Origin of the sequence: Flavobacterium sp. (assembly GCF_013822155.1) — a bacterium.
In the GTDB taxonomy this organism is placed as follows: domain Bacteria; phylum Bacteroidota; class Bacteroidia; order Flavobacteriales; family Flavobacteriaceae; genus Flavobacterium.
Genome location: NZ_PNJW01000030.1, coordinates 15,429 through 35,466, shown reverse-complemented (window position 1 = coordinate 35,466; position 20,038 = coordinate 15,429). Strand labels below are relative to the sequence as shown.

Annotated in this window: 19 protein-coding genes; 6 read left to right on the top strand and 13 right to left on the bottom strand. The window is 34.2% G+C overall.

Translation table 11 applies throughout. The features are described from left to right. Nucleotides 1-386 precede the first annotated feature (386 nt). The 9 genes from C0512_RS09025 to C0512_RS08985 all read right to left on the bottom strand — a co-directional run bounded on the left by C0512_RS09025 (nt 387) and on the right by C0512_RS08985 (nt 9,754). Nucleotides 387-1,130 (bottom strand): tetratricopeptide repeat protein, encoded by a 744-nt coding sequence (locus C0512_RS09025; RefSeq protein WP_290860765.1) that lies wholly within the window; start codon nt 1,128-1,130, stop codon nt 387-389. A gap of 41 nt (nt 1,131-1,171) precedes the next feature. After that, nucleotides 1,172-1,552, bottom strand: a complete 381-nt coding sequence (locus tag C0512_RS09020; RefSeq protein ID WP_290860763.1) for a GxxExxY protein — start codon at nt 1,550-1,552, stop codon at nt 1,172-1,174. A 45-nt stretch (nt 1,553-1,597) separates the two neighbouring features. Then, on the bottom strand, nt 1,598-3,355 hold the full coding sequence (locus tag C0512_RS09015) for a BatD family protein (protein ID WP_290860761.1): 1,758 nt from the start codon (nt 3,353-3,355) through the stop codon (nt 1,598-1,600). A gap of 5 nt (nt 3,356-3,360) precedes the next feature. Next, entirely contained in the window at nt 3,361-4,107 is a 747-nt protein-coding gene (locus C0512_RS09010; protein ID WP_290860759.1) for a tetratricopeptide repeat protein, read from the bottom strand. Then, nucleotides 4,104-5,144, bottom strand: coding sequence for a VWA domain-containing protein (locus tag C0512_RS09005; RefSeq protein ID WP_290860757.1), 1,041 nt, complete (start codon nt 5,142-5,144; stop codon nt 4,104-4,106). Before C0512_RS09005 ends, C0512_RS09010 begins: the two co-directional genes overlap by 4 nt. A gap of 1 nt (nt 5,145) precedes the next feature. After that, nucleotides 5,146-6,147 (bottom strand): VWA domain-containing protein, encoded by a 1,002-nt coding sequence (locus C0512_RS09000; RefSeq protein ID WP_290860755.1) that lies wholly within the window; start codon nt 6,145-6,147, stop codon nt 5,146-5,148. Between the two features lie 2 nt (nt 6,148-6,149). Further along, the gene (locus C0512_RS08995) at nt 6,150-7,760 is read right to left on the bottom strand and encodes a hypothetical protein (RefSeq protein WP_290860753.1); all 1,611 of its coding nucleotides are present in this window, start codon (nt 7,758-7,760) and stop codon (nt 6,150-6,152) included. 49 nt (nt 7,761-7,809) lie between these two features. After that, nucleotides 7,810-8,676: a DUF58 domain-containing protein gene (locus C0512_RS08990; RefSeq protein WP_290860751.1), complete on the bottom strand. Its 867-nt coding sequence runs from the start codon at nt 8,674-8,676 to the stop codon at nt 7,810-7,812. A 73-nt stretch (nt 8,677-8,749) separates the two neighbouring features. Beyond that, complete coding sequence (locus tag C0512_RS08985) at nt 8,750-9,754, bottom strand: MoxR family ATPase (RefSeq protein WP_290860749.1); 1,005 nt, start codon at nt 9,752-9,754, stop codon at nt 8,750-8,752. 242 nt (nt 9,755-9,996) lie between these two features. Here C0512_RS08985 and C0512_RS08980 point away from each other — a divergent pair, with 242 nt between their 5' ends. The 6 genes from C0512_RS08980 to C0512_RS08955 all read left to right on the top strand — a co-directional run bounded on the left by C0512_RS08980 (nt 9,997) and on the right by C0512_RS08955 (nt 14,482). Then, nucleotides 9,997-10,866, top strand: coding sequence for an aldo/keto reductase family oxidoreductase (locus C0512_RS08980; protein WP_290860747.1), 870 nt, complete (start codon nt 9,997-9,999; stop codon nt 10,864-10,866). A gap of 58 nt (nt 10,867-10,924) precedes the next feature. Beyond that, nucleotides 10,925-11,317 carry a four helix bundle protein gene (locus C0512_RS08975; protein WP_290860745.1) on the top strand — a complete coding sequence of 131 codons (393 nt, stop codon included), beginning with the start codon at nt 10,925-10,927 and terminating at the stop codon, nt 11,315-11,317. A gap of 78 nt (nt 11,318-11,395) precedes the next feature. Next, nucleotides 11,396-12,547 (top strand): ATP-binding protein, encoded by a 1,152-nt coding sequence (locus C0512_RS08970; protein WP_290860743.1) that lies wholly within the window; start codon nt 11,396-11,398, stop codon nt 12,545-12,547. Next, nucleotides 12,540-13,268 carry a metallophosphoesterase gene (locus C0512_RS08965; protein WP_290860741.1) on the top strand — a complete coding sequence of 243 codons (729 nt, stop codon included), beginning with the start codon at nt 12,540-12,542 and terminating at the stop codon, nt 13,266-13,268. Before C0512_RS08970 ends, C0512_RS08965 begins: the two co-directional genes overlap by 8 nt. Nucleotides 13,269-13,411: 143 nt before the next feature. Further along, on the top strand, nt 13,412-13,897 hold the full coding sequence (locus C0512_RS08960) for a DUF6646 family protein (RefSeq protein ID WP_290860739.1): 486 nt from the start codon (nt 13,412-13,414) through the stop codon (nt 13,895-13,897). A gap of 12 nt (nt 13,898-13,909) precedes the next feature. After that, the gene (locus C0512_RS08955) at nt 13,910-14,482 is read left to right on the top strand and encodes an alkylphosphonate utilization protein (RefSeq protein WP_290860737.1); all 573 of its coding nucleotides are present in this window, start codon (nt 13,910-13,912) and stop codon (nt 14,480-14,482) included. On the opposite strand, the gene C0512_RS08950 is transcribed toward C0512_RS08955, so the two are convergent. From C0512_RS08950 to C0512_RS08935, 4 genes are all read right to left on the bottom strand, one after another. After that, nucleotides 14,483-15,226: a DUF2490 domain-containing protein gene (locus C0512_RS08950; protein WP_290860735.1), complete on the bottom strand. Its 744-nt coding sequence runs from the start codon at nt 15,224-15,226 to the stop codon at nt 14,483-14,485. Nucleotides 15,227-15,263: 37 nt separating this feature from the next. Beyond that, entirely contained in the window at nt 15,264-16,262 is a 999-nt protein-coding gene (locus C0512_RS08945; RefSeq protein ID WP_290860733.1) for a transporter, read from the bottom strand. 13 nt (nt 16,263-16,275) lie between these two features. Continuing rightward, the gene (locus tag C0512_RS08940; RefSeq protein WP_290860731.1) at nt 16,276-18,078 is read right to left on the bottom strand and encodes an arylsulfatase; all 1,803 of its coding nucleotides are present in this window, start codon (nt 18,076-18,078) and stop codon (nt 16,276-16,278) included. Nucleotides 18,079-18,332: 254 nt separating this feature from the next. Further along, on the bottom strand, nt 18,333-19,886 hold the full coding sequence (locus tag C0512_RS08935; protein ID WP_290860729.1) for an aldehyde dehydrogenase family protein: 1,554 nt from the start codon (nt 19,884-19,886) through the stop codon (nt 18,333-18,335). Between the last annotated feature and the right edge of the window lie 152 nt (nt 19,887-20,038).

Below are 20,038 nucleotides of genomic sequence, written 5' to 3'. Positions count from 1 at the left end.
GTAGAATTAGTTTTTTCATAGTACAAAAATTTTAGTAAAAGTAAACCTATTCTATAAAAGTAAGAAAAATTGTTAGTTATCTATTGGTTAAGTTGTGTTAAAGTTTTGGTTGTGCGGTTTAACTATTACTTACCATAAAAAGTTGTAATGAATTTAGATTTTGTAATAGCCAAAAAATTCAGGAAAAGGGTTGGGGGAATGAGAACCAAAAGTGGATTGTAAAGAAGTATAAGGTGAAGAAAATCAATCCAAAAATGGAAGAATTGAATTATGGATTGTGAAGAAATAAGTATATCATTCAAACCGAACTAAAAAAAACTATCAGAAACGGTAGTCTCTTAGTGTGCTATTAACAATGACTTCGGAGAGCTACAATGACCAAGAAACTACTTCAACTCTTTGATTGCCTCTTTTTGAACCCATCCTTCTGTTTCGTCAGAAAGTTGAATTTTTTTCCAATTTTCTACCGTTTCAAGAACGTAAACTTTTGTTCCTTCATGTAACACGAAAGCCTCGGTTGCATTTTCCCGAGGTTCATTTTTAACGGAAAGTATTTCTTCAAAAACAATAGCAGGACGCTCGCTTTGATAAATATTTTTATCGAATATGGCAGCCCCAATAGCAGCAAAAATCAAGAACGGAATGAAGAACATTCCTAAAAAGAAAACACGTTTAAAAATGGCTGTTTGAGAAAAATAATACCCCATGAAAAAAAGTAAAAATAAGACAGAAAATCCTATAGAAATTATACCCCAAGTATTGTAGTGAAATAAGCCTGTAAAATTTCTGAGTAATTTTTCAAAACCAACTTTTTGCGTTTCTTTTATATCGTCGATAGTTCTGTTTTTGGCAAATTTTAAATTGTTTCTGATGTCTTTATCATTGGGACTTATCAAAAGTGCTTTTTCATAATAATATATCGCCGGAGCAATTTTATTGAGTTTGTAATAGCTGTTCGCCAAATTAAAATATAAATCACACGATTCTTTTTTCCCTTTTAAAATGCTCTCATAAGCCGTAATTGCTTCTTGATAATTTCCTTTTCGATACTGATCGTTTCCTTTGTCAAAAACACTTTGAGCCCAAAAAGTTTGGGTGAGTAAGAGTAAAATATAGATGCTATTTTTCATTTTATTTAACCACGAAGTTCACAAAGAAGGCACAAAGGTCACTATAAAAGACCATTGATTACTCTTCGAACTCCATTTTTTAATTGTTTTACATTAAAATTAATCAGCATTCCTAACTTAAATTCAGTCAACTTCAAATACGTTAAAATTTGAGCTAAGTGAACTTCATTTAATGCTTCAACCGATTTCACTTCAACAATAAACTTGTTCTCAATTATAATATCGATTCTATAACCGACTTCCATTTTTACTTCTTCATAAATTAACGGCAAAGCCTTCTGTTTTTCAACTTGTAATGAATGCTTTTTTAATTCATAAAACAGACATTCTTCATAAGCACTTTCCAACAATCCTGGACCTAAAGCTTTATGAACTTTTAAAGCCGATTCAAAAACTATTTTTGCAATTTCATCTTCACTCATAGTATAAATTTTGTGTACTTTGTGCTTTCTTAGTGTTCTTTGTGGTTAACTAATTTGTTTTTCCAGTTCTGATATTACTAAAACCGCTTTGTCATAATCGTGTTGCATAGCAACTGTTGATGATGGTGCATACCTTGCCAATTCACAATTTTCAGTCAGTTGAATAAAATGTTCAATGGTTTCCGTTTGTGCTTTTTTATTTGCTAAAATTTCTTTGATAATATCTTTACTCATTTCCGAAGTTTCAATTTTTAGTTTAGCTTTCAAGAAATTGTGCAATGATTTTTCCAATGCTACATAAAATGGTTCTTTATTCCCTAATTGTTTTTTAGCCTCTGACAAATATTTCTTCGCTAACCTGTTATTTAATTTTAATTTATTCCCAACAACATCTCCATCAATAGCTTCTTTTTTCTTTTTGAATAAAACAATAAACGGAATTAATAAAAAGGGAATACTAACTAAAACATAATAGAGGTTTGAACCAAAGAAATCTTGCTTATTTATAGGTGAAAATTTCGTTTTTAAGTGAATGAATTTAAATTGATCCCCGGCCGAAATAGCTTTTTTATCAACAGATTCTGTTGTTTTTGCTGTCAGATTACCATTTTGGGATGGCCCATCTGTGACGTTGATTATAATTTCCTCTGAAGTAATCGTTTTATACTTACCCGTACTTAAATCAAAGTACGAAAACCGCAAAGGTTTGATGGTGTAATTTCCTTTAAATTGTGGAATTATGGTATATTTATCTGTAATTTTTCCACTCATTCCTGTCAAAGGAGTATTCACATTTTCGGTATGTACCGGATCATACATTTCTAAAGCTGTGGGCACAACCGGTTTGGGTAAACTAAACAATTTGAGGTTTCCGTTTCCGGAAATACTCACTTCTAAGTCCATACTTTCACCATTTTTTAAATTGGTTCGGGATGGGATAACTTTAAAATCAAATTTACCGACTGCTCCTGAATAATCAATTGGTTTGCCATTTTCGGGAAGCGGTTTTACAGAAATAATTTTACTTCCTGCGGAAACACGTTTATGGTCTTTGGTCAACATTACTTGACCAAAAATATTTCTTCGGTTAGTAGGCAATTCAACATCAATATCTAATGACAAGGGTTCAATTTCAAGATTACCCGTTTTTTGAGGATACAAAACTGTTTTTCTGAGTACCACGTAACGAAAACGTTCCCCTTTAAAAGTTCCTTCTTCTGCTACTAATTGCTTAATATCAATGTTTTGACTCCAAAAATTATTGTATTTTGGTTTGTCTAATTCCTGCCAATTTGTGATTCCTATATTGTGACTGAAATACAGCTTATAAACGACCGTAATGGGTTCGTTTAAATATGGATTTGTTTTACTGACATCGGCCACTAAATACAAGGCATCGTTTATGGAAACTGAATTGTCGTTCGGATCTCTGGGTTGTTCAACAGCATCTGAAACTTTTACCGAAATAGGTGTTGTTTTATAAACTTGTCCATTGTGCTCGATTGCAGCTTGTTTAATTGAAATAGTACCCTTTTGTGTAGGCAATAAAAAATAGGAATAGGTTTTATTGAATGAACTTTTACCATTTACCCATGATTGACTCACTTGCTGACTTGGCCCGGCAATCACTCTAAAACCATCAAATGTTGGCGGTACAAAATTATCACCATCTACATTCATGGTGAAATCTACCCTTAAACGTTCATTTAAACCCAACGAGTTTTTACTCACTTTGGCCTCAAACTGAACTTGGGCAAAAATTGCCTGACAGCTTAATAATACTATGAATAGAAACTTTTTCATTTTTTTTACCAATCTTTTTCCGTTTGAACAGGTTTCGATTTTACTTTTTGAGCATTCACTTTTTCCTGCACTTTCTTTTCTTCATTATTGACTGCATCTAACAAATTTTGGACACTTTCTTTTGAAATTCCGGATGGTTGTGGCTTTGGCTGACTTTTTTGATCTTGGTCTTTATTCCCGTCATTTTTATCCTGATTTTTGTCTTTGTCGCCGTCTTTTTTATCTTCCTTTTTATCTTTATCTCCGTCATCTTTTTTATCCTGATTTTTGTCGTCTTTTTTGTCGTCTTTTTTGTCTTTTTCAGGATCTTCCGGATTGTTTTTTAAATACAGTTTTGCCAAGGCATAATTATATCGGGTTTCTTCATCGGTCGGATTATTCCGTAAAGCATTTTTATAGCTTTCAACGGCTTTTGCATATTGCTTTTCTTTCATAAACACATTGCCTAAATTGTGAAAAGCTTTGTGTTTTTCCGGTTTAGTTTTGGCTTTTTCTATGGCTTTCGCATAAGCATATTTTGCTTCGCTTGGCTGATTTTGTTTATAAATAGAATTTCCTAAATTATAGGCTGGTGTGGCTCCGGAAACTCCTTTAGAATTTGAAACACGGTATTGTGCTTCTGCTTCGGTAAAATTTTTAGCCACAAATTCTTCGTTAGCTTTTGGCAACACTTTATCTTTTTCTTTTTTCTCTTCCTGAGCTTGCAGAAAATAGGTTAGCATTAAAAGTAAAATGGTTAAATTTTGTTTCATGCTTTCTTTTCATTAAATAAATTCAACTTGTTTATCCATCCTGTTTTTCGTTCCAATAGAAAAACATCTATCAATAATAATAAAAAAGCAAAACCTAAAAACCATTGAAACTGTGATTGAAAATCAGCAATTTGTGTCGTTTCAAATTCTGTTTTTTCAATATTATCCAATGCTTTTTTAACATATTCTAGCACTTCTTTGGTATTGCTCCCATATACATAACCACCTTTGGTTCCTTTTCCAATTTGTTTTAGAACTTCGGTGTTTAATTTAGTAACAACTACCTCATCATTTTGGTCTCGTTTAAAACTTTCAACAACACCATTTCTCTTGAGTGGAATTGGGCCTCCTTTTTCAGTTCCAACACCGATGGTAATAATTTTTGCCTTTATTTTTTTGGCTTCTTCAATGGCTCCTTCAAAACCTTCTGAATGATCTTCACCATCAGAAATTAAAACAATCAATTTGTTTGTCGAATTGCCTTTGTCAAAATAGTTAGCCGACAGCCTAATTGCATCTTCCAATGAAGTTCCTTGTGAGGAAACCATATCGGTATTCATGCTTTGCAAATACATTTTGGCCACACCATAATCAGTTGTTATGGGCAAAACTGGGAAAGCACTACCTGCATAAGCTACAATTCCGATTCTATCACTTCCCAACTGATTAATGATTTGAGAAACAATTTGTTTGGATTTGTCTAATCGGTTAGGAGCAACATCTTCTGCCAACATACTTTTTGAAACGTCGATGGCAAATACCACATCAATTCCCTCTCGTTTGACAGTTTCTAATTTAGTGCCAATTTTTGGATTTACTAATCCTATGACGATGCAAACAAAAGCGAATAACAAAACAACAATTTTTAAAATCGGTTTAAAAATTGATTTATCAGGGCTTAATTTTTTTACCAATTCAATATCCCCAAATTCACGTTGCTTTTTTCTTTTCCAATATAAATTGAATAGAAAAAGCAGCACAATTATTGGGATAATGGCTAAAAAGTATAAATATTTTTTTTCGTCAAGTTCGTACATATTATATAAAACCTCTAAAAATCGTTTGTCTTAACAAAATTTCTACCAATAATAATAACCCGGCAATCCAAACAAAAGGACGAAACTTTTCGTCGAAATTATAAAACTTTTGTTCTTCTATTTCTGTTGTTTCTAATTTATTGATTTCTTCATAAATTTCTTTGAGCTTGCTATTGCTAGTGGCTCTAAAATATTTTCCGTCTGTTTTTTTTGCGATGCTTTTCATTAAAGCTTCATCAATTTCTACAGGCATCATTCGGAATAAAAAACCTCCGTTAGGTGCATAAGCATAAGGAAACTCAGCCATGCCATTTGTTCCTAAACCAATTGTGTAAACTTTAATTCCATATTCTCTTGCAATATCAGCTGCCGTTTCAGGCTCTATAAATCCGGCATTGTTCACCCCATCTGTCAACAATATGATGACTCTGCTTTTTGCTTTACTGTCTTTTAATCGATTAACGGCAGTGGCCAAACCCATTCCTATTCCGGTTCCATCTTTAATAATATTATCATATTGAATACTTTTGATGGCATTAATCACAACCGATTTATCACTGGTTACAGGCGATTTTGTATAACTTTCAGCGGCATAAACCACTATACCAAATCGATCATTGGGACGGTCATTTACAAAATTTGCAGCCACTTTTTTTAATGATTCCAATCGATTTGGTTTTAAATCTTTGGCTAACATACTCCCGGAAACGTCGGTTGCCATAACAATATCAATTCCACGAGTGGTTTTTGTTTTATTACTGATGTCAACGGTTCTTGGTCTTGCTAAAGCAACAATTAAAAAACTTAAAACTAAAATTCTTAACACAAAAAGAATTGGTTTTAGTTTAGGCAAAACCGAACTTTTTACTTTAAATCCTTTCAAAGAACTCACTTTTAATGTTGCCGTTTGTTTATTTCGCTTCCAAATATACCATGCTATTGCAACCGGCAATAAAGTGAATAACCAAAAAAACTGTGGATGTAAAAAGGTGATGTTTTCCATAGTTATTTCATTTTGGCAATTTCAACAGAATTCATAATTCGTTCTGTGATTTGATTAGCTGATTCATCTCCTTCATCTTGTAAAACCATGACTTGTTGCAAACCTCCCTCTTGAGAAAAGTAAATCATTTCATAATAGGCTTTTCTGCTTTTCTTAGTTATCGGATCAATAATTGTCATTGTACCGTAGCCTCTTAATCCATTAAAACCTTCTTTAGAACTGAATTCTTCTTGTTTCAATAAAATATTCTGTGCTCCTTGTGCTTCCATTATTTTGAGCGACCCTTCCATTGCTTTTGCTAAGTCAATCTTAATTTCTTCTTTAAATTTATTAGTCATTATAACAATGTAATAATGATCTAAAATAGCTCCATATCCAAACATTTGCATGTCTTTCATCAAGGAAGCCGATTCTTTGTTCATGTATTTAGAAACATCCATTCGTTTCAACACTTTTGGAGTTTCAATTTTTATAGGCGGATTACCGTATTCGCTCAACACCCACTCTCCTTCTAATAACTCTTTGGTTGGATGACCAATAATTGTGTCTTTTACAAATTCAAATCCTTTGGTTACAATTAAAATTCCCGTCACTACAAAAAGTAAAACTATAAATGATAAAACAAGGGTTATGATTTTGCGTTTTCGTTTTCTTTTTAGAATTTTATCTTTGTTAAAATCATTGTCTATTAACTCCTCTTCTACAACTTCAGGAATTGATTGGTGAATTTTATAAATTGTTTTTTCAATTTTTGACTTGTCTTCTACAATTTCAAATTCAAGTGGTTTTGATTTGGCAAATTTTACTAAATCTGCTTGTTTTAAAACCCTTTCGAGGTTTTTTATTGTTTCATCATTTAAAGCTAATTTCTTTTTTACAATCGCAATTTTGAAAGCTGCAATCAATTCGTCGGTTGTGCTTTCCATTGCCGGAATTTCGATGGCTTCCTCAATATATGTTCGGACAATATCTGTCAACTCAGAATAATAAGCTTTCACTTCTCCTCTTTCTACTAAGCTCTTTTTTTCTAATGTTTTTAGGTGAGCTGTTGCTTTTTCTATCGGCGAAGCATAAACAATTTCTTCAACTTTAGGTTTTTTGTTTTTTTGAATTAAATAATAAATCAAATAGCCAATTCCTGCTAAAACAACTAAAATTAATAGATATATCCACCAAGGCCATCCGTCATTATCAACTTGGGTAATATCTTTAATATCATACATCTGTTGTTTTAACGTATCAACTACCACATTTGAAATTTCAACCAAAACACTATCAGTTGGATAAGGTTTTGAATTGATTATAACCTGTAGAGAAGGAATGACAAATTTTCCGCTATCAAATTGAGTTAAACCATATTTCTTGATTAGTTGATACTTAAAATTTTCCTTGATTGTATCCGTAGGATAACTTTCTAGTACTTCTAAACGTCCAAATAATTTACCTTCTGGAAAAGTCACTTTTGAAAGTGTATCAACCGTAGTTTTTAAAGTCAAATTAATTTGAGCTCCTATTTTAACTTTAGTACTATCTACCGAAGTTGTCACTCTTTTTTGTTGAGCAAAAACTAAGGTTGAGAACAGAATAAAGAATATATATAATTTTATTTTCATGTTTTGTTTCACCGCTATTCACAAAGGTTAGTTTGAAATTTGCTAATGATTATCTGGATTTAAAGTAACTTAATAATTTAGTCACATAACTTTCATCTACTCTTGTGTTTACAGTTCCTGAACCACATTTTGAAAAAGTTTCCTTGAAAAAAATTACTTTTTCGTGGTAATATTTTTCATACTCCATCCTAATCGATTTTGAATTGGTGTTTACCAACATTGTTTCGCCAGTTTCAGCATCGAGCATATCTACCATTCCAATGTTTGGCATTTTTTCTTCACGAATATCAAACACTCGAATTCCGGTTATATCATGCTTTTTACCTGCAATTTTAAGTGTATGTTCATAATTATCCTCGGTAATAAAATCAGAAATAAAAAAAACAATGGCTTTCTTTTTCATCACACTGGATAAAAATTTCAATGCATTTGAAATATTGGTTTTATGGCTTTTGGGTTGAAATTCTATCAACTCACGAATGATTCTCAACACGTGTGATTTCCCTTTTTTTGGTGGAATATAAAGCTCAATTTCGTCTGAAAACAAAATCAAACCAATTTTGTCGTTGTTTTGAGTAGCAGAAAAAGCCATTGTTGCTGCAATTTCCGTTACAATTTCACTTTTCAACTGATTTTTTGTTCCAAAACTTTCAGAACCGGAAATATCTACCATTAACATCATGGTCAACTCGCGTTCTTCTTCAAAAACTTTGATATAGGGTTCGTTGTAGCGAGCCGTTACATTCCAATCAATGGCTCGAACGTCGTCACCAAATTGATACTGACGCACTTCTGAAAAAGTCATCCCACGGCCTTTAAACGACGTGTGGTATTCACCCGAGAAGATGTGATCACTCAATCTTCGGGTTTTAATTTCTATTTTTCGTACTTTTTTGAGTAGGTCTTTTGTTTCCATATTTCTTTGTTTCAGGTTTCAGGTTTTTTTGTTTCAGGTTCTAAACTTGAAACATTAAACTTGAAACAAAAAATTAAGGTACTTCAATCTCGTTTACTATTTTGTTGATAATTTCAACTGAAGTAATATTTTCAGCCTCTGCCTCATAAGTGATGCCTATTCTATGACGCAACACATCGTGAACCACTGCACGAACGTCTTCCGGAATTACATAACCTCGACGTTTGATAAATGCATAACATTTTGCTGCAGTAGCCAAATTGATACTTCCTCGGGGAGATGAACCGAAACTGATTAATGGTTTTAGACTTTCTAATTTATATTTTTCAGGGAAACGTGTAGCGAAGATGATATCTAAAATATATTTTTCTATTTTTTCATCCATGTAAACTTCACGAACTGCTTCTTGTGCTCTCAAGATTTGTTCAATGGAAATGACGGCGTTTACTTTTTCATGGCTTCCTTTTAAATTTTGACGAATAACCATTCGTTCGTCTTCCATTTTTGGATAATCAATTACTGTTTTTAACATGAAACGATCGACTTGAGCTTCCGGTAACGGATAGGTTCCTTCTTGTTCAATTGGGTTTTGAGTAGCTAATACCAAAAAAGGTTTATCCAATTTAAAAGTCGTGTCCCCGATGGTCACTTGTTTTTCCTGCATGGCTTCTAATAAAGCTGATTGCACTTTTGCCGGGGCACGATTAATCTCATCGGCAAGCACAAAATTTGCAAAAATGGGTCCTTTTTTAATGGAAAATTCATTTTGCTTGATGTTATAAATCATAGTTCCTACTACATCGGCAGGCAATAAATCAGGGGTAAACTGAATTCTACTGAAAGAACCTTGAACGGCTTGTGCTAACGTATTAATAGCGAGTGTTTTTGCTAATCCCGGCACACCTTCTAACAAAATGTGGCCTTGACCTAAAAGACCTATCAACAATCGCTCAATCATGTGCTTTTGTCCGACAATGACTTTGTTCATTTCATAGGTAAGCAAGTCGATAAACGCACTTTCTCTTTCAATTTTCTCATTAATCGCTCTTATGTCTAGAGTCGTAGTGTTTTCTTCCATAATTCATTTTTTAAAGGCACGAAATTACTATCATTTTTTTAACAGTGCAAATTGAAAATTTTATTCCTTTCAAGATGTTAATATAGCGTTAAAAGTTCTTTTAAAACATGGGTTTTAAGAGTGATTTGTGATTTAGTTTTTATAATTTTAAGACCTGAAGGAAAGGAAGGAAAAAGGAAGGATGAAAACCGGAATAATTACTTGAAAAAAATCGTTATTATTAAATTTATCAATACAATACTATGAAAACTAACTTATCTCCTGTTATTGCAGGAACCATGAACTGGGGTGTTTGGGACAAAAATTTAAGCTCAGATGAAATGGCTAATTTGATTCATGTTTGTTTAGAAAACAAAATTACAACATTTGACCATGCCGATATTTATGGTGGATATACTACCGAATCCACTTTTGGAATTGGATTAAAAAAAAGTAAATTAGATCGTTCTAAAATTCAATTAATTTCAAAATGTGGCATTCAACATGTTTGTGATACAAGAAATAACAGAATCAAACACTATGATTATTCGAAGGAATATATTATTTGGTCAGTAGAAAATTCCCTTAAGAATTTACAGACCGATTATTTAGATGTTTTTTTATTACATAGACCCAGTCCACTGATGGTAGCCGATGAAATTGCTGAGGCGGTGGAACAATTAAAAAAAGACGGTAAAATTTTAGATTTTGGATTGTCGAATTTTACACCTTCACAAACAGATTTAATTCAGCAAAAAACAAAAGTTTCTTATAATCAAATTCAGTTTTCGGCAACCGATTTTCAACCGATGCTGGATGGCACTTTAGACCATATGCAATTTCACCAAATTCGTCCGATGGCATGGAATCCGTTGGGAATAGTTTTTAGAGAAGACACTGACCAAACCAGAAGACTAAAAAAACTATTTGTCCGATTAATAGAAAAATATAAAGTGGGATCCGATTTGCTTTTGTTGGCTTGGATTATGCAACATCCTTCAAAAGTAATTCCTGTTGCCGGAACAGTTAATGTAGCCCGAATTCAACAATTACAAAAAGCAGCCGGATTAATTTTAGAAAAAGAAGATTGGTTTGAAATCTGGACGGAAAGTATGGGAAATAAAGTGCCTTAAATTTCAAGTTAGAAAGTTGCGAGTTTCGGGTTAAGGGATACATTAAAAAAACAGATTTATGGCTACAATTAATTCATTTGAAGAACTTGATATATGGCAATTAGGTAGAGAAATATGTAAAGATGTTTGGGATAAATTTGAAAACACATCCTTAGGAAAAGATTTTGAGTTAAAGAACCAAATGAATCGTTCTTCTGGTTCAATTATGGATAATATTGCTGAAGGATTTGAAAGAAACGGCAGAAGAGAATTTATTAACTTTTTAAGCTATTCAAAAGGTTCTTGTGGTGAATTAAGATCACAATTATTTAGAGCGTTTGATAGAAATCACATTTCTAAAGAAGAATTTGAATTCTTAAAAGAAAAAACAATTACAGAAAGTAAAAAAATAGGTTCTTTTATGACTTATTTAGTAAAATCTGATCATAAAGGCAGTAAGTTTGATAAATAGTTAAAAGGCAGTAAAGTTGAGAGTTAACCCATAACTCGCAAACCGTAACCCGCAACTTTCTAACCCGTAACTTTAAAAATGATCAACAAACGCCTCCTTATCAAAAACCTTTTGGCTCATAACGATGAGAGTAGTTTCTATGATAAAAAGCGTCAGTTAAATTTGCATTCCAAAGAAGGGAAGGCAAAATTTTTAAAACATATTTGTGCATTATCTAATTCTAACCCAACCAACAATTCGTATATCGTTGTGGGTGTAGAAGATCAGGATAATGAGATTACAGGAGATGATTTTTTTGATGATAGTCGTATTCAAAATTTAGTGAATGCTTATTTAGAAAATCCTCCTAAAATTCAATATGAAAATGTTCCTTTTCCAAACCTACCAAAAGATAAAGTAGTGGGATTGGTTACCATAAAAGCAAATTCCAAAGTTTCCTTTTTTAAAAAAGGAATTCACACCACTCCGGCTCGTACCGTTTTTATTCGAAGAGGCAGTAATTCTATCCCCACAGAGGATAAAGTCCCCTTTTCAAAATTGAACACTGAAACAGTAATTGGCATTGAAAATAATTCGAGAAACAGTATTTCACACACCCTGGAAGGCGTTTTAGATTTTTTAAATAACCGACATAAAGATATGGCTACCAACTACCATGTTTTCAAAGAACTTTTTGTCGTTTGTTGGGCCGGTCATAAGAAAAAAGTACGCGATAAAACCTTTTTTTCCAGAGTGGATATTGAATTAATTAATGAGCAAGTAAAACTTTTTTATTCCGCCTTTGACGAAGTGACGATAGAATATGATGATAAAACTTTTTCGATTACTGAATATGTTCCGTTAGGATTGAATGACAAAACGAGTTATTATCCGCTAGAAAAGCAAACCCTGACCTTTTTTGACAACGGTTATTACAAAATTGAAACTTTCTTTTTATTTGAACCGCCTCAATACAATCGAAAAATGATGTTTCATATTTACAATTCAAACTTATCTTTGCTGCAGAAATTGCACAAAGGAATTTCCTTATCTGAAAGAGAAAAAAGAGATTTGTTGAATTTACCTTCTACGCTGATGATTTGTTTTTTGAATGGATTTGAAGACGCTAAACAAAAATTAATTGATGCCAAACCTTTACTAAAAGCAACTGAAAATGCATCGGTTTATGTAAATTTTAAAGAAACGTTACGTATTTTGAGAAAAATGAAATATGATAAAAACAATGACTAATACATTCGTAATTGGCGACATTCACGGTGGTCTTCGGGCTTTACATCAAGTGTTGGAAAGAAGCCAAGTCACAAGAGAAGACACTTTAATTTTCTTAGGCGATTTTGTCGATGGTTGGAGCGAATCACCCCAAGTGCTTGATTTTTTAATTGAATTAGATAAAAAACAAAACTGTATTTTCATACGAGGCAATCATGATGATTTATTGTTGAATTATCTAAAAACAAATTCCTATCATCAAGAGTGGTTTAAACACGGCGGTCAATCAACTATCGATTGTTATCAAAAGGTTTCTGCTGTTGAACGAAAAAGACATATCGAATTTTTAGAAGGATTAAAAGATTATTATCTTGATGACCAAAACAGACTCTTTATTCACGCCGGTTTTACCAACATGAACGGAATTGATTTTGAATATTTTCCGAAATTATTTTATTGGGATAGAACGTTGTGGGAAACAGCACTAAGTTTAAATCCTACCCTTTCTAAAGACAGTATTTTTTATCCAAAACGTCTCAAATTATATGACGAAATCTATATTGGCCATACACCAACAACACGAATAAACGAAACAATTCCAATCAACAAGGCCTGTATTTGGAACATTGATACCGGTGCGGCATTTGTTGGCCCATTAACAATTTTAAACGTGAAAACTAAAGAATATTGGCAAAGTGAACCCTTGCCACAATTATATCCTAATGAAAAAGGAAGAAATTAGTGTTTTCGGGTTAAAATTGAAATGATTACATTTGCAAAAATTTTATAACAATGAAATCGCTATTAACAACACGTTTGCGTAAGCAAACACCCATAAAAAATAAAGCGATTCCTTATGACTTTTATAAAAACAATTATCTACATATGAAAAAATTATTCACTTTTGGATTTATTTTAAGTGCATTTTTAGCCAATGCACAAGCTTATAGCGGAAAAGGAGATCAAAAATTTCAAGTTGGTGCTAACTTTCAAGATCACGCATCAGGAATTACTTTATTTTATGATCGTGGAATTGGAGAAAATATGTCAATCGGTTTGCAAACTGTTTATCTTTTAGGTGTTGATGGAGATGCTTCTAAATTTGAAGATGAATTTGACATCAAAGCACGTTTTAGTGCTAATATTGGAAGTGTCATGAAATTACCTGAAGCAATTGATATTTATCCCGGTTTAAATATTGGCCTAAGAAATTTTGGAGCACATGCCGGTATTCGCTATTTCTTTTCGGATGGATTTGGTGTGTTTTCTGAAGTTGGATTTCCAATTGCTAAATACAATAGTGATCCTGTTGGCTATGAACAATTGAATAACCAATTTCAAATTAGCGTTGGTGCTTCTTTCAATCTATAATCAAATTTTCAAATGAGCATCATCGAAAAAAAATTACATGACCGAAGCGGTTCAAAATGTGAAATTAGTGGAATTGAAGACGATTTAGTAGTTTATACCGTAGCTCCTAAAACGGAGGAAAGTCTAGAAAACAGTATATTAATTACTAAAACCTTAAAAGACCAAATAGAAAATCCGGAAACCACAAACGCAGCAGATTGGAGAGGTTTAAATGAAAGCATGTGGAACGAAAATCTTCCGGTACAAATTGTTTCTTGGAGAATGTTAGCCCGATTAAAAAATCACGATTTACTTGAAATGATGTATTTGGAAGAAGATGCCTTAGAATGGGCAAAATCCACCAATGAAGGAGATGAAGATGAAGGAAAAATTATTCACAAAGATTCAAACGGAAACATATTGAAAGATGGCGATTCAGTTGTTTTGATTAAAGATTTAGATGTGAAAGGAGCCAATTTCACAGCAAAACGAGGAGCTGCTGTTCACAACATCAAATTGGTTTGGGATGATGTTAATTTAATTGAAGGACGGGTTGAAAATCAAACTATTTATATTTTGACTCAATACGTAAAAAAGACTAAATAATTATTTTGAAGCTGCTTTCGTTTCGAAATAAATATGCAAGATTAAATTAGTTGCATAAATATTTGTTACAGATGATTTTGAATCATATTGATAAGTAAAATTCCCTTCAATTGCAAAATGTTTGGACCATGAAACCGAGGTTCCGGCTATTCCTCGAAACCGATTAATTGTATTAAAGCGAGAATCATAAAAAGTTTCTGCATTGAAGTAGGGAACGAATGAAATTTTTTTAGCTCTAAATTCTTTTTCAATCATAAATCGATAGCGATACCTTTGAGAAAATTCATTTTCACTTCCCAACCATCGTAAATCGGCACGCAGTCTATGCGTAATTAAAAAAGAACCTTTTACCGGAATACGATAATGGAATTCTGTAAAAACTGTGTTTTCCGAATAGGTCTGTCCTTTATCATCTAAACTGACTCCTGTTAAATAGCCTCCCCGAATCATTTTATTTTTAATTCTTTCGGCTTCCTCATCGTTTAACATTCGCATAAAAATAATACGTTTGGGTTTTCCCCACGAATAATCCATTTGACATACAAAACTCCCTTCGCGATAATTTGTTTCAATATTTCTTGATATAGGGATTAAAACAGAAGCTCGCCATGAAGGGGTTAGTTTATACCAAACATCAAGTTCAGGCCAAAACTCTTTAGAAGAATCTTGGGCTAAACTTTTTGTTGAAATTGTACCAAAAAGTATTAGTAGAAAGATAAGTTGAAACCTTTGTTGCCAATACATTTCTGTTAAAAGTTACAAATTTGTTGATTATAGTATATCAATCATTTCCACTCAAACGCTTCATTCCTTCTACCAATGAATGCCATCCATAAATGAGGGTGAAACGAAATCCATCCATTTGTAAATCCGTAGTTTTATGATCGTCAACCGTAGAGGAATAGGAAAGATTCAATTGCATGTTGTCATTAATTTTATATCCCAATGTACCTCCAACTCCCACATTATTAAGTTGACTTCCTTCTACACCATCAATTGTTGCTTTTCCACCACTGTAAGAAATAACATCCAACGATCCCCATAAATGTTCCATAAAATCATGGGTTACATGTCCTTCTAATTGAAACATGGGTTCTGTTTTCATTGTTTTACCAACAAAATCAGTATTATCCGTAAACATCCAAATGGCTGGTAAAAACTCCAAAGTAGTTCTTTTCCCAGGAACCCATGGACCAATTTGCCAAACTATAGGCATTCCGACTCTTCCGTACCAACGATTCTGACCTATATTTATAGGAACTGAACTATCGTATTCTCCAATAGGAACGGCTAAAGAGGCTAGAACATCTAGAGAAAATTTAGGTTGATAACGAAGTGCATCAGGGATATTCATCTGAGGCTTTGCACCTATTAAATTTACACTTAACAATAACATAGGGTCACCAAAACCTCTAGCCGTATTGCTAAAGTCTAAACCATTAATTGATACGTCACTAGTCAATCTTCCCATTGGCATAATTACTGAAACCAATGCGGATCGCTTAAAAAGAGGCAACATTTTTGCATATCCTGCCATGGTCATTGTGGCTTCAAAGTTGGATCCAGGGATAACTTGATTTGATGGGTCGAATGGATTTGAATTTCCTCCCATTGATGAAGTAATTAAAGGTACTGCATTAGTTCCCATTAAACCTTTCCAGTAAAAACGGGGTCCGTCTCCCTGGGCCATAGTGGAAATCGATACACAAAGCATCACTATAACCAAAGCTATCGAAAAATTACCTGTACGCATGTTTATAAACTTTATATGGTTTTTCATGATTAGTTTTTCTTTAGTTTTTCTTTATTTCTTTAGGTTCGGCCATCATGTCCTTAGGTGGCATAAATTGTCTGATATTGATAATCGGAGGATAGCCTTCTTGAACAGGGAATCGTTGAGGTAATTGATCTTCCATGTTTTCAAAAACAGTACGATTGGGTAGAATAACATTATTTTCCTTCACATACTTATCCCAAAGTACCAACATTTCTCTAAGCTTATCAGGATTTTGGGCAGCTAAGTCATTGCGTTCCGCAGGGTCTTGAGCGAGGTTAAACAATTCCCAATCCGACTTTCCAAACGGTTTTATCTCCCAGCGTATTTTCCAATCGCCTTGTCTTACAGCACGGTTACCGAAAACTTCCCAGGCGATGTAATCCTTATCCGTTCGTGGAGATGCAGCTTGCCCATTCAGCACAGGGAGCCAGGATTTACCCATTAATTTAGGCTGTGCCTTGTTGTTAAAGTTCTCGGGGTAGTTTGCACCGGCTACTTCAAGCAAGGTGGGCATAATGTCTGCCACGAACACGGTGCCGTGATTGATGCTACCATTCGGCAATTTGTTCATTGGGCCACTTACTACCAATGCATTTCTAATGCCGCCTTCGGCCATATAGCCTTTGTATTGACTGAAAGGAGTCATAGATACCTGTGCCCAACCTGCACCATAGCCCACATACGAGTTTGGTTCTCCCCATGCATTGGGATGGTTGTTGGACCATTTGGAGGCAAAATAGAGATAATCGCGAGTGCCGGGAGTGCCACCTATCATAGCTCCCAAATCGGTACCTTCTGCACCGTTATCACCAAATACGATGAAGATGGTGTTTTCATACTCTCCGATGTCTTTCAGGTGTTGAATTAATCTTCCGATATGATGATCCAGGTTTTCAACCAAACCTGCATATAGTTCCATTTTCTTCCCAATCAGTGCCCTAGTTGCAGGTGCCAAAATGTTGTAATCAGGAACAAACCACATCCGCTCTGCCAACTGGGTTTCTGTCGGGATAATTCCAAGTTCTTTTTGTTTTTTCATTCGTTCTTGTCTGACCATGTCCCAGCCTTTGTCATACTCACCCACATGGCGGTTTCTCCAATCTTTGGGAAGATGGTAAGGATCATGGGGAGCCTGATGAGAGACATAGGCAAAGAAAGGCTTGCCATCTTTCCTTCCCTCATCAATGAAACTGATCATTTTATCAGTATAAGTCTCGGTAGCATAATAGTTTTTAGGAAGTTTGGTCAGGTATTTTCCATCTTCTGTAAAAACTGAAGTATGATTGAGTGCTGTCATATTGGTCATGTCCCAATAGCTTCCCATCCCGTCCAGCAATGAGAAATCTCGTTCAAAGCCACGTGCGGCGGGAATCTTGTCTGGTGCTTTACCCAGGTGCCACTTGCCAACCATATAGGTGTGGTAACCTGCATCTTTCATCAATTGAGGTAAGGTTACCAAGCTGGTGCTCAGATGCCCTTCGTACCCTTCTTTACCCATCTGGTTGGGGGCGGTCCACTCATCCATGTTCCCCAAACCATTGATGTGCGTATCATGCCCCGACAGTAACATAGACCTTGTGGGGGAGCAACTGGCGTGTGTGTAGAAGTTTGTAAAACGAACTCCATTAGAGGCTAATGCATCTAAGTTAGGAGTTTTAATTTCGCTTCCAAACATGCCCATGTCTGAATAACCCATGTCATCTGCTAATATGACAACAATATTGGGTCTCTTTTTTTCCGGGGGGTTGGAAGATGTTTGACAAATGGCAACCTGTACTAGTAGCAGAAGTGCGGTTGTACTAATTAGTTTTCTTTTCATAGGATTAAAATTTTTCAAAGAAATAAATGAAAAAATAAAAATCTGTATTTAACTTGATTACAAACCTTTTATAAGATATAATCTTTAACAGATACTTAACAAAAGTACAAATATTCATAAAATAACCCTATACTTATTGATGATTATTATTACTTATTTTACTGTTTAATTTTAAAGTTATTAAATCATCTATTTAAAAACAAAAACCCTGCAAAGTTTGAGTTTTGCAGGGCTTCTAAATATTCATTTTGTAGTTATAAATCAAATTTAATTCCCTGAGCCAAAGGTAATTGGTCAGAATAATTGATTGTGTTCGTTTGTCTTCTCATGTACACTTTCCAAGAATCAGAGCCACTTTCACGTCCGCCACCGGTTTCTTTTTCACCGCCAAAAGCACCGCCAATTTCTGCTCCAGAAGTTCCAATGTTTACGTTGGCTATTCCACAATCTGAACCGGAAAATGACAAGAATTTTTCAGCTTCTTTCAATTCATTTGTCATAATGGCAGAAGACAATCCTTGTGCAACTCCGTTTTGTAATTCAATTGCATTTTCAACTTCACCACGGTATTTCATAAGGTATAAAATTGGGGCAAATGTTTCGTGCTGTACAATTTCAAAATGATTGTCAGCTTCAATAATGGCCGGTTTTACATAACAACCGGATTCATAACCTTGTCCATTCAAAACACCTCCGTCAACTAATACTTTTCCACCTTCCGCTTTCGCTTTTTCGATGGCTGCTAAATAGGTATTTACCGCATCTATATCAATTAAAGGTCCGATATGATTTTTTTGATCGAGTGGGTTACCAATTGTTAATTGTTTATAGGCTCCAACAATTGCATCTCTCACTTTGTCATAAACTGATTCATGAATAATTAATCTTCTTGTTGACGTGCATCGCTGTCCGGCAGTTCCAACAGCTCCAAACACGGCTCCGGGTACCACTACCTTTAAATCGGCAGTTGGTGTGATAATAATAGCGTTATTTCCTCCTAATTCTAATAATGATTTTCCAAAACGTTGAGCAACCGTAGTTCCAACGATTCTTCCCATTCTGGTAGATCCTGTTGCAGAAATTAAAGGAATTCTAGTGTCCGTAGTCATCATTTCACCAACTTTGTAATCGCCGTTAATGATGCAAGAAATTCCTTCCGGTAAATTATTGTCTTTTAATACTCCGGCAATAATATTTTGACATGCGATAGAACATAATGGAGCTTTTTCGGATGCTTTCCACACACAAACATCGCCACAAATCCAAGCCAAAGCAGTATTCCAAGACCAAACCGCTACCGGAAAATTAAAAGCGGAAATGATTCCCACCACGCCAATAGGGTGCCATTGTTCTCGCATAACATGACCTGGTCGCTCAGAAGGAATTGTTTGTCCGTTTAATTGACGCGATAAACCCACGGCAAAATCGCATATATCAATCATTTCCTGCACTTCACCATAGCCTTCTTGCAGTGATTTACCCATTTCATAGGAAACTAATTTTCCAAGAGGCTCTTTCAATTCTCTTAATTTGTTTCCAAATTGACGAACAATTTCACCACGTTGTGGAGCAGGCATTGCTCTGAAGATTTTGAATGCAGCAGTTGCTGTTTGCATTACTTTTTCATAATCAGCCGCTGTGGTTGTTTTTACTTTTCCAATTAATTGACCATCAACAGGCGAATAACTTTCCAATAGTTCTCCATTTGCAAAATGGTTATTTCCGGTTGAAGTTCCTTCGTTAATGGCTTTTACACCTAATATTGCTAAAGCTTCGGTCATGCCGAATTGTTGTGCGATTGTTGACATTATAACTTTTTTAAAGGTTTTTGTTATATTTTTTTGCGAAGATACCGAAATATTTCGATTTTGAAAACAGCTTTCATTCTGTCCAATGTTTTCATATCTCCTATTTCAAATGAAAAATGTTGGCTAAAAATAACTTATAATTTGTTTTTGTA

Bases quoted from the DNA above. Each gene is read 5' to 3' on its own strand.
- C0512_RS09025 (WP_290860765.1), bottom strand. From the start codon at position 1,130: ATGAAAAATAGCATCTATATTTTACTCTTACTCACCCAAACTTTTTGG.
- C0512_RS09020 (WP_290860763.1), bottom strand. From the start codon at position 1,552: ATGAGTGAAGATGAAATTGCAAAAATAGTTTTTGAATCGGCTTTAAAA.
- C0512_RS09015 (WP_290860761.1), bottom strand. From the start codon at position 3,355: ATGAAAAAGTTTCTATTCATAGTATTATTAAGCTGTCAGGCAATTTTT.
- C0512_RS09010 (WP_290860759.1), bottom strand. From the start codon at position 4,107: ATGAAACAAAATTTAACCATTTTACTTTTAATGCTAACCTATTTTCTG.
- C0512_RS09005 (WP_290860757.1), bottom strand. From the start codon at position 5,144: ATGTACGAACTTGACGAAAAAAAATATTTATACTTTTTAGCCATTATC.
- C0512_RS09000 (WP_290860755.1), bottom strand. From the start codon at position 6,147: ATGGAAAACATCACCTTTTTACATCCACAGTTTTTTTGGTTATTCACT.
- C0512_RS08995 (WP_290860753.1), bottom strand. From the start codon at position 7,760: ATGAAAATAAAATTATATATATTCTTTATTCTGTTCTCAACCTTAGTT.
- C0512_RS08990 (WP_290860751.1), bottom strand. From the start codon at position 8,676: ATGGAAACAAAAGACCTACTCAAAAAAGTACGAAAAATAGAAATTAAA.
- C0512_RS08985 (WP_290860749.1), bottom strand. From the start codon at position 9,754: ATGGAAGAAAACACTACGACTCTAGACATAAGAGCGATTAATGAGAAA.
- C0512_RS08980 (WP_290860747.1), top strand. From the start codon at position 9,997: ATGAAAACTAACTTATCTCCTGTTATTGCAGGAACCATGAACTGGGGT.
- C0512_RS08975 (WP_290860745.1), top strand. From the start codon at position 10,925: ATGGCTACAATTAATTCATTTGAAGAACTTGATATATGGCAATTAGGT.
- C0512_RS08970 (WP_290860743.1), top strand. From the start codon at position 11,396: ATGATCAACAAACGCCTCCTTATCAAAAACCTTTTGGCTCATAACGAT.
- C0512_RS08965 (WP_290860741.1), top strand. From the start codon at position 12,540: ATGACTAATACATTCGTAATTGGCGACATTCACGGTGGTCTTCGGGCT.
- C0512_RS08960 (WP_290860739.1), top strand. From the start codon at position 13,412: ATGAAAAAATTATTCACTTTTGGATTTATTTTAAGTGCATTTTTAGCC.
- C0512_RS08955 (WP_290860737.1), top strand. From the start codon at position 13,910: ATGAGCATCATCGAAAAAAAATTACATGACCGAAGCGGTTCAAAATGT.
- C0512_RS08950 (WP_290860735.1), bottom strand. From the start codon at position 15,226: ATGTATTGGCAACAAAGGTTTCAACTTATCTTTCTACTAATACTTTTT.
- C0512_RS08945 (WP_290860733.1), bottom strand. From the start codon at position 16,262: ATGAAAAACCATATAAAGTTTATAAACATGCGTACAGGTAATTTTTCG.
- C0512_RS08940 (WP_290860731.1), bottom strand. From the start codon at position 18,078: ATGAAAAGAAAACTAATTAGTACAACCGCACTTCTGCTACTAGTACAG.
- C0512_RS08935 (WP_290860729.1), bottom strand. From the start codon at position 19,886: ATGTCAACAATCGCACAACAATTCGGCATGACCGAAGCTTTAGCAATA.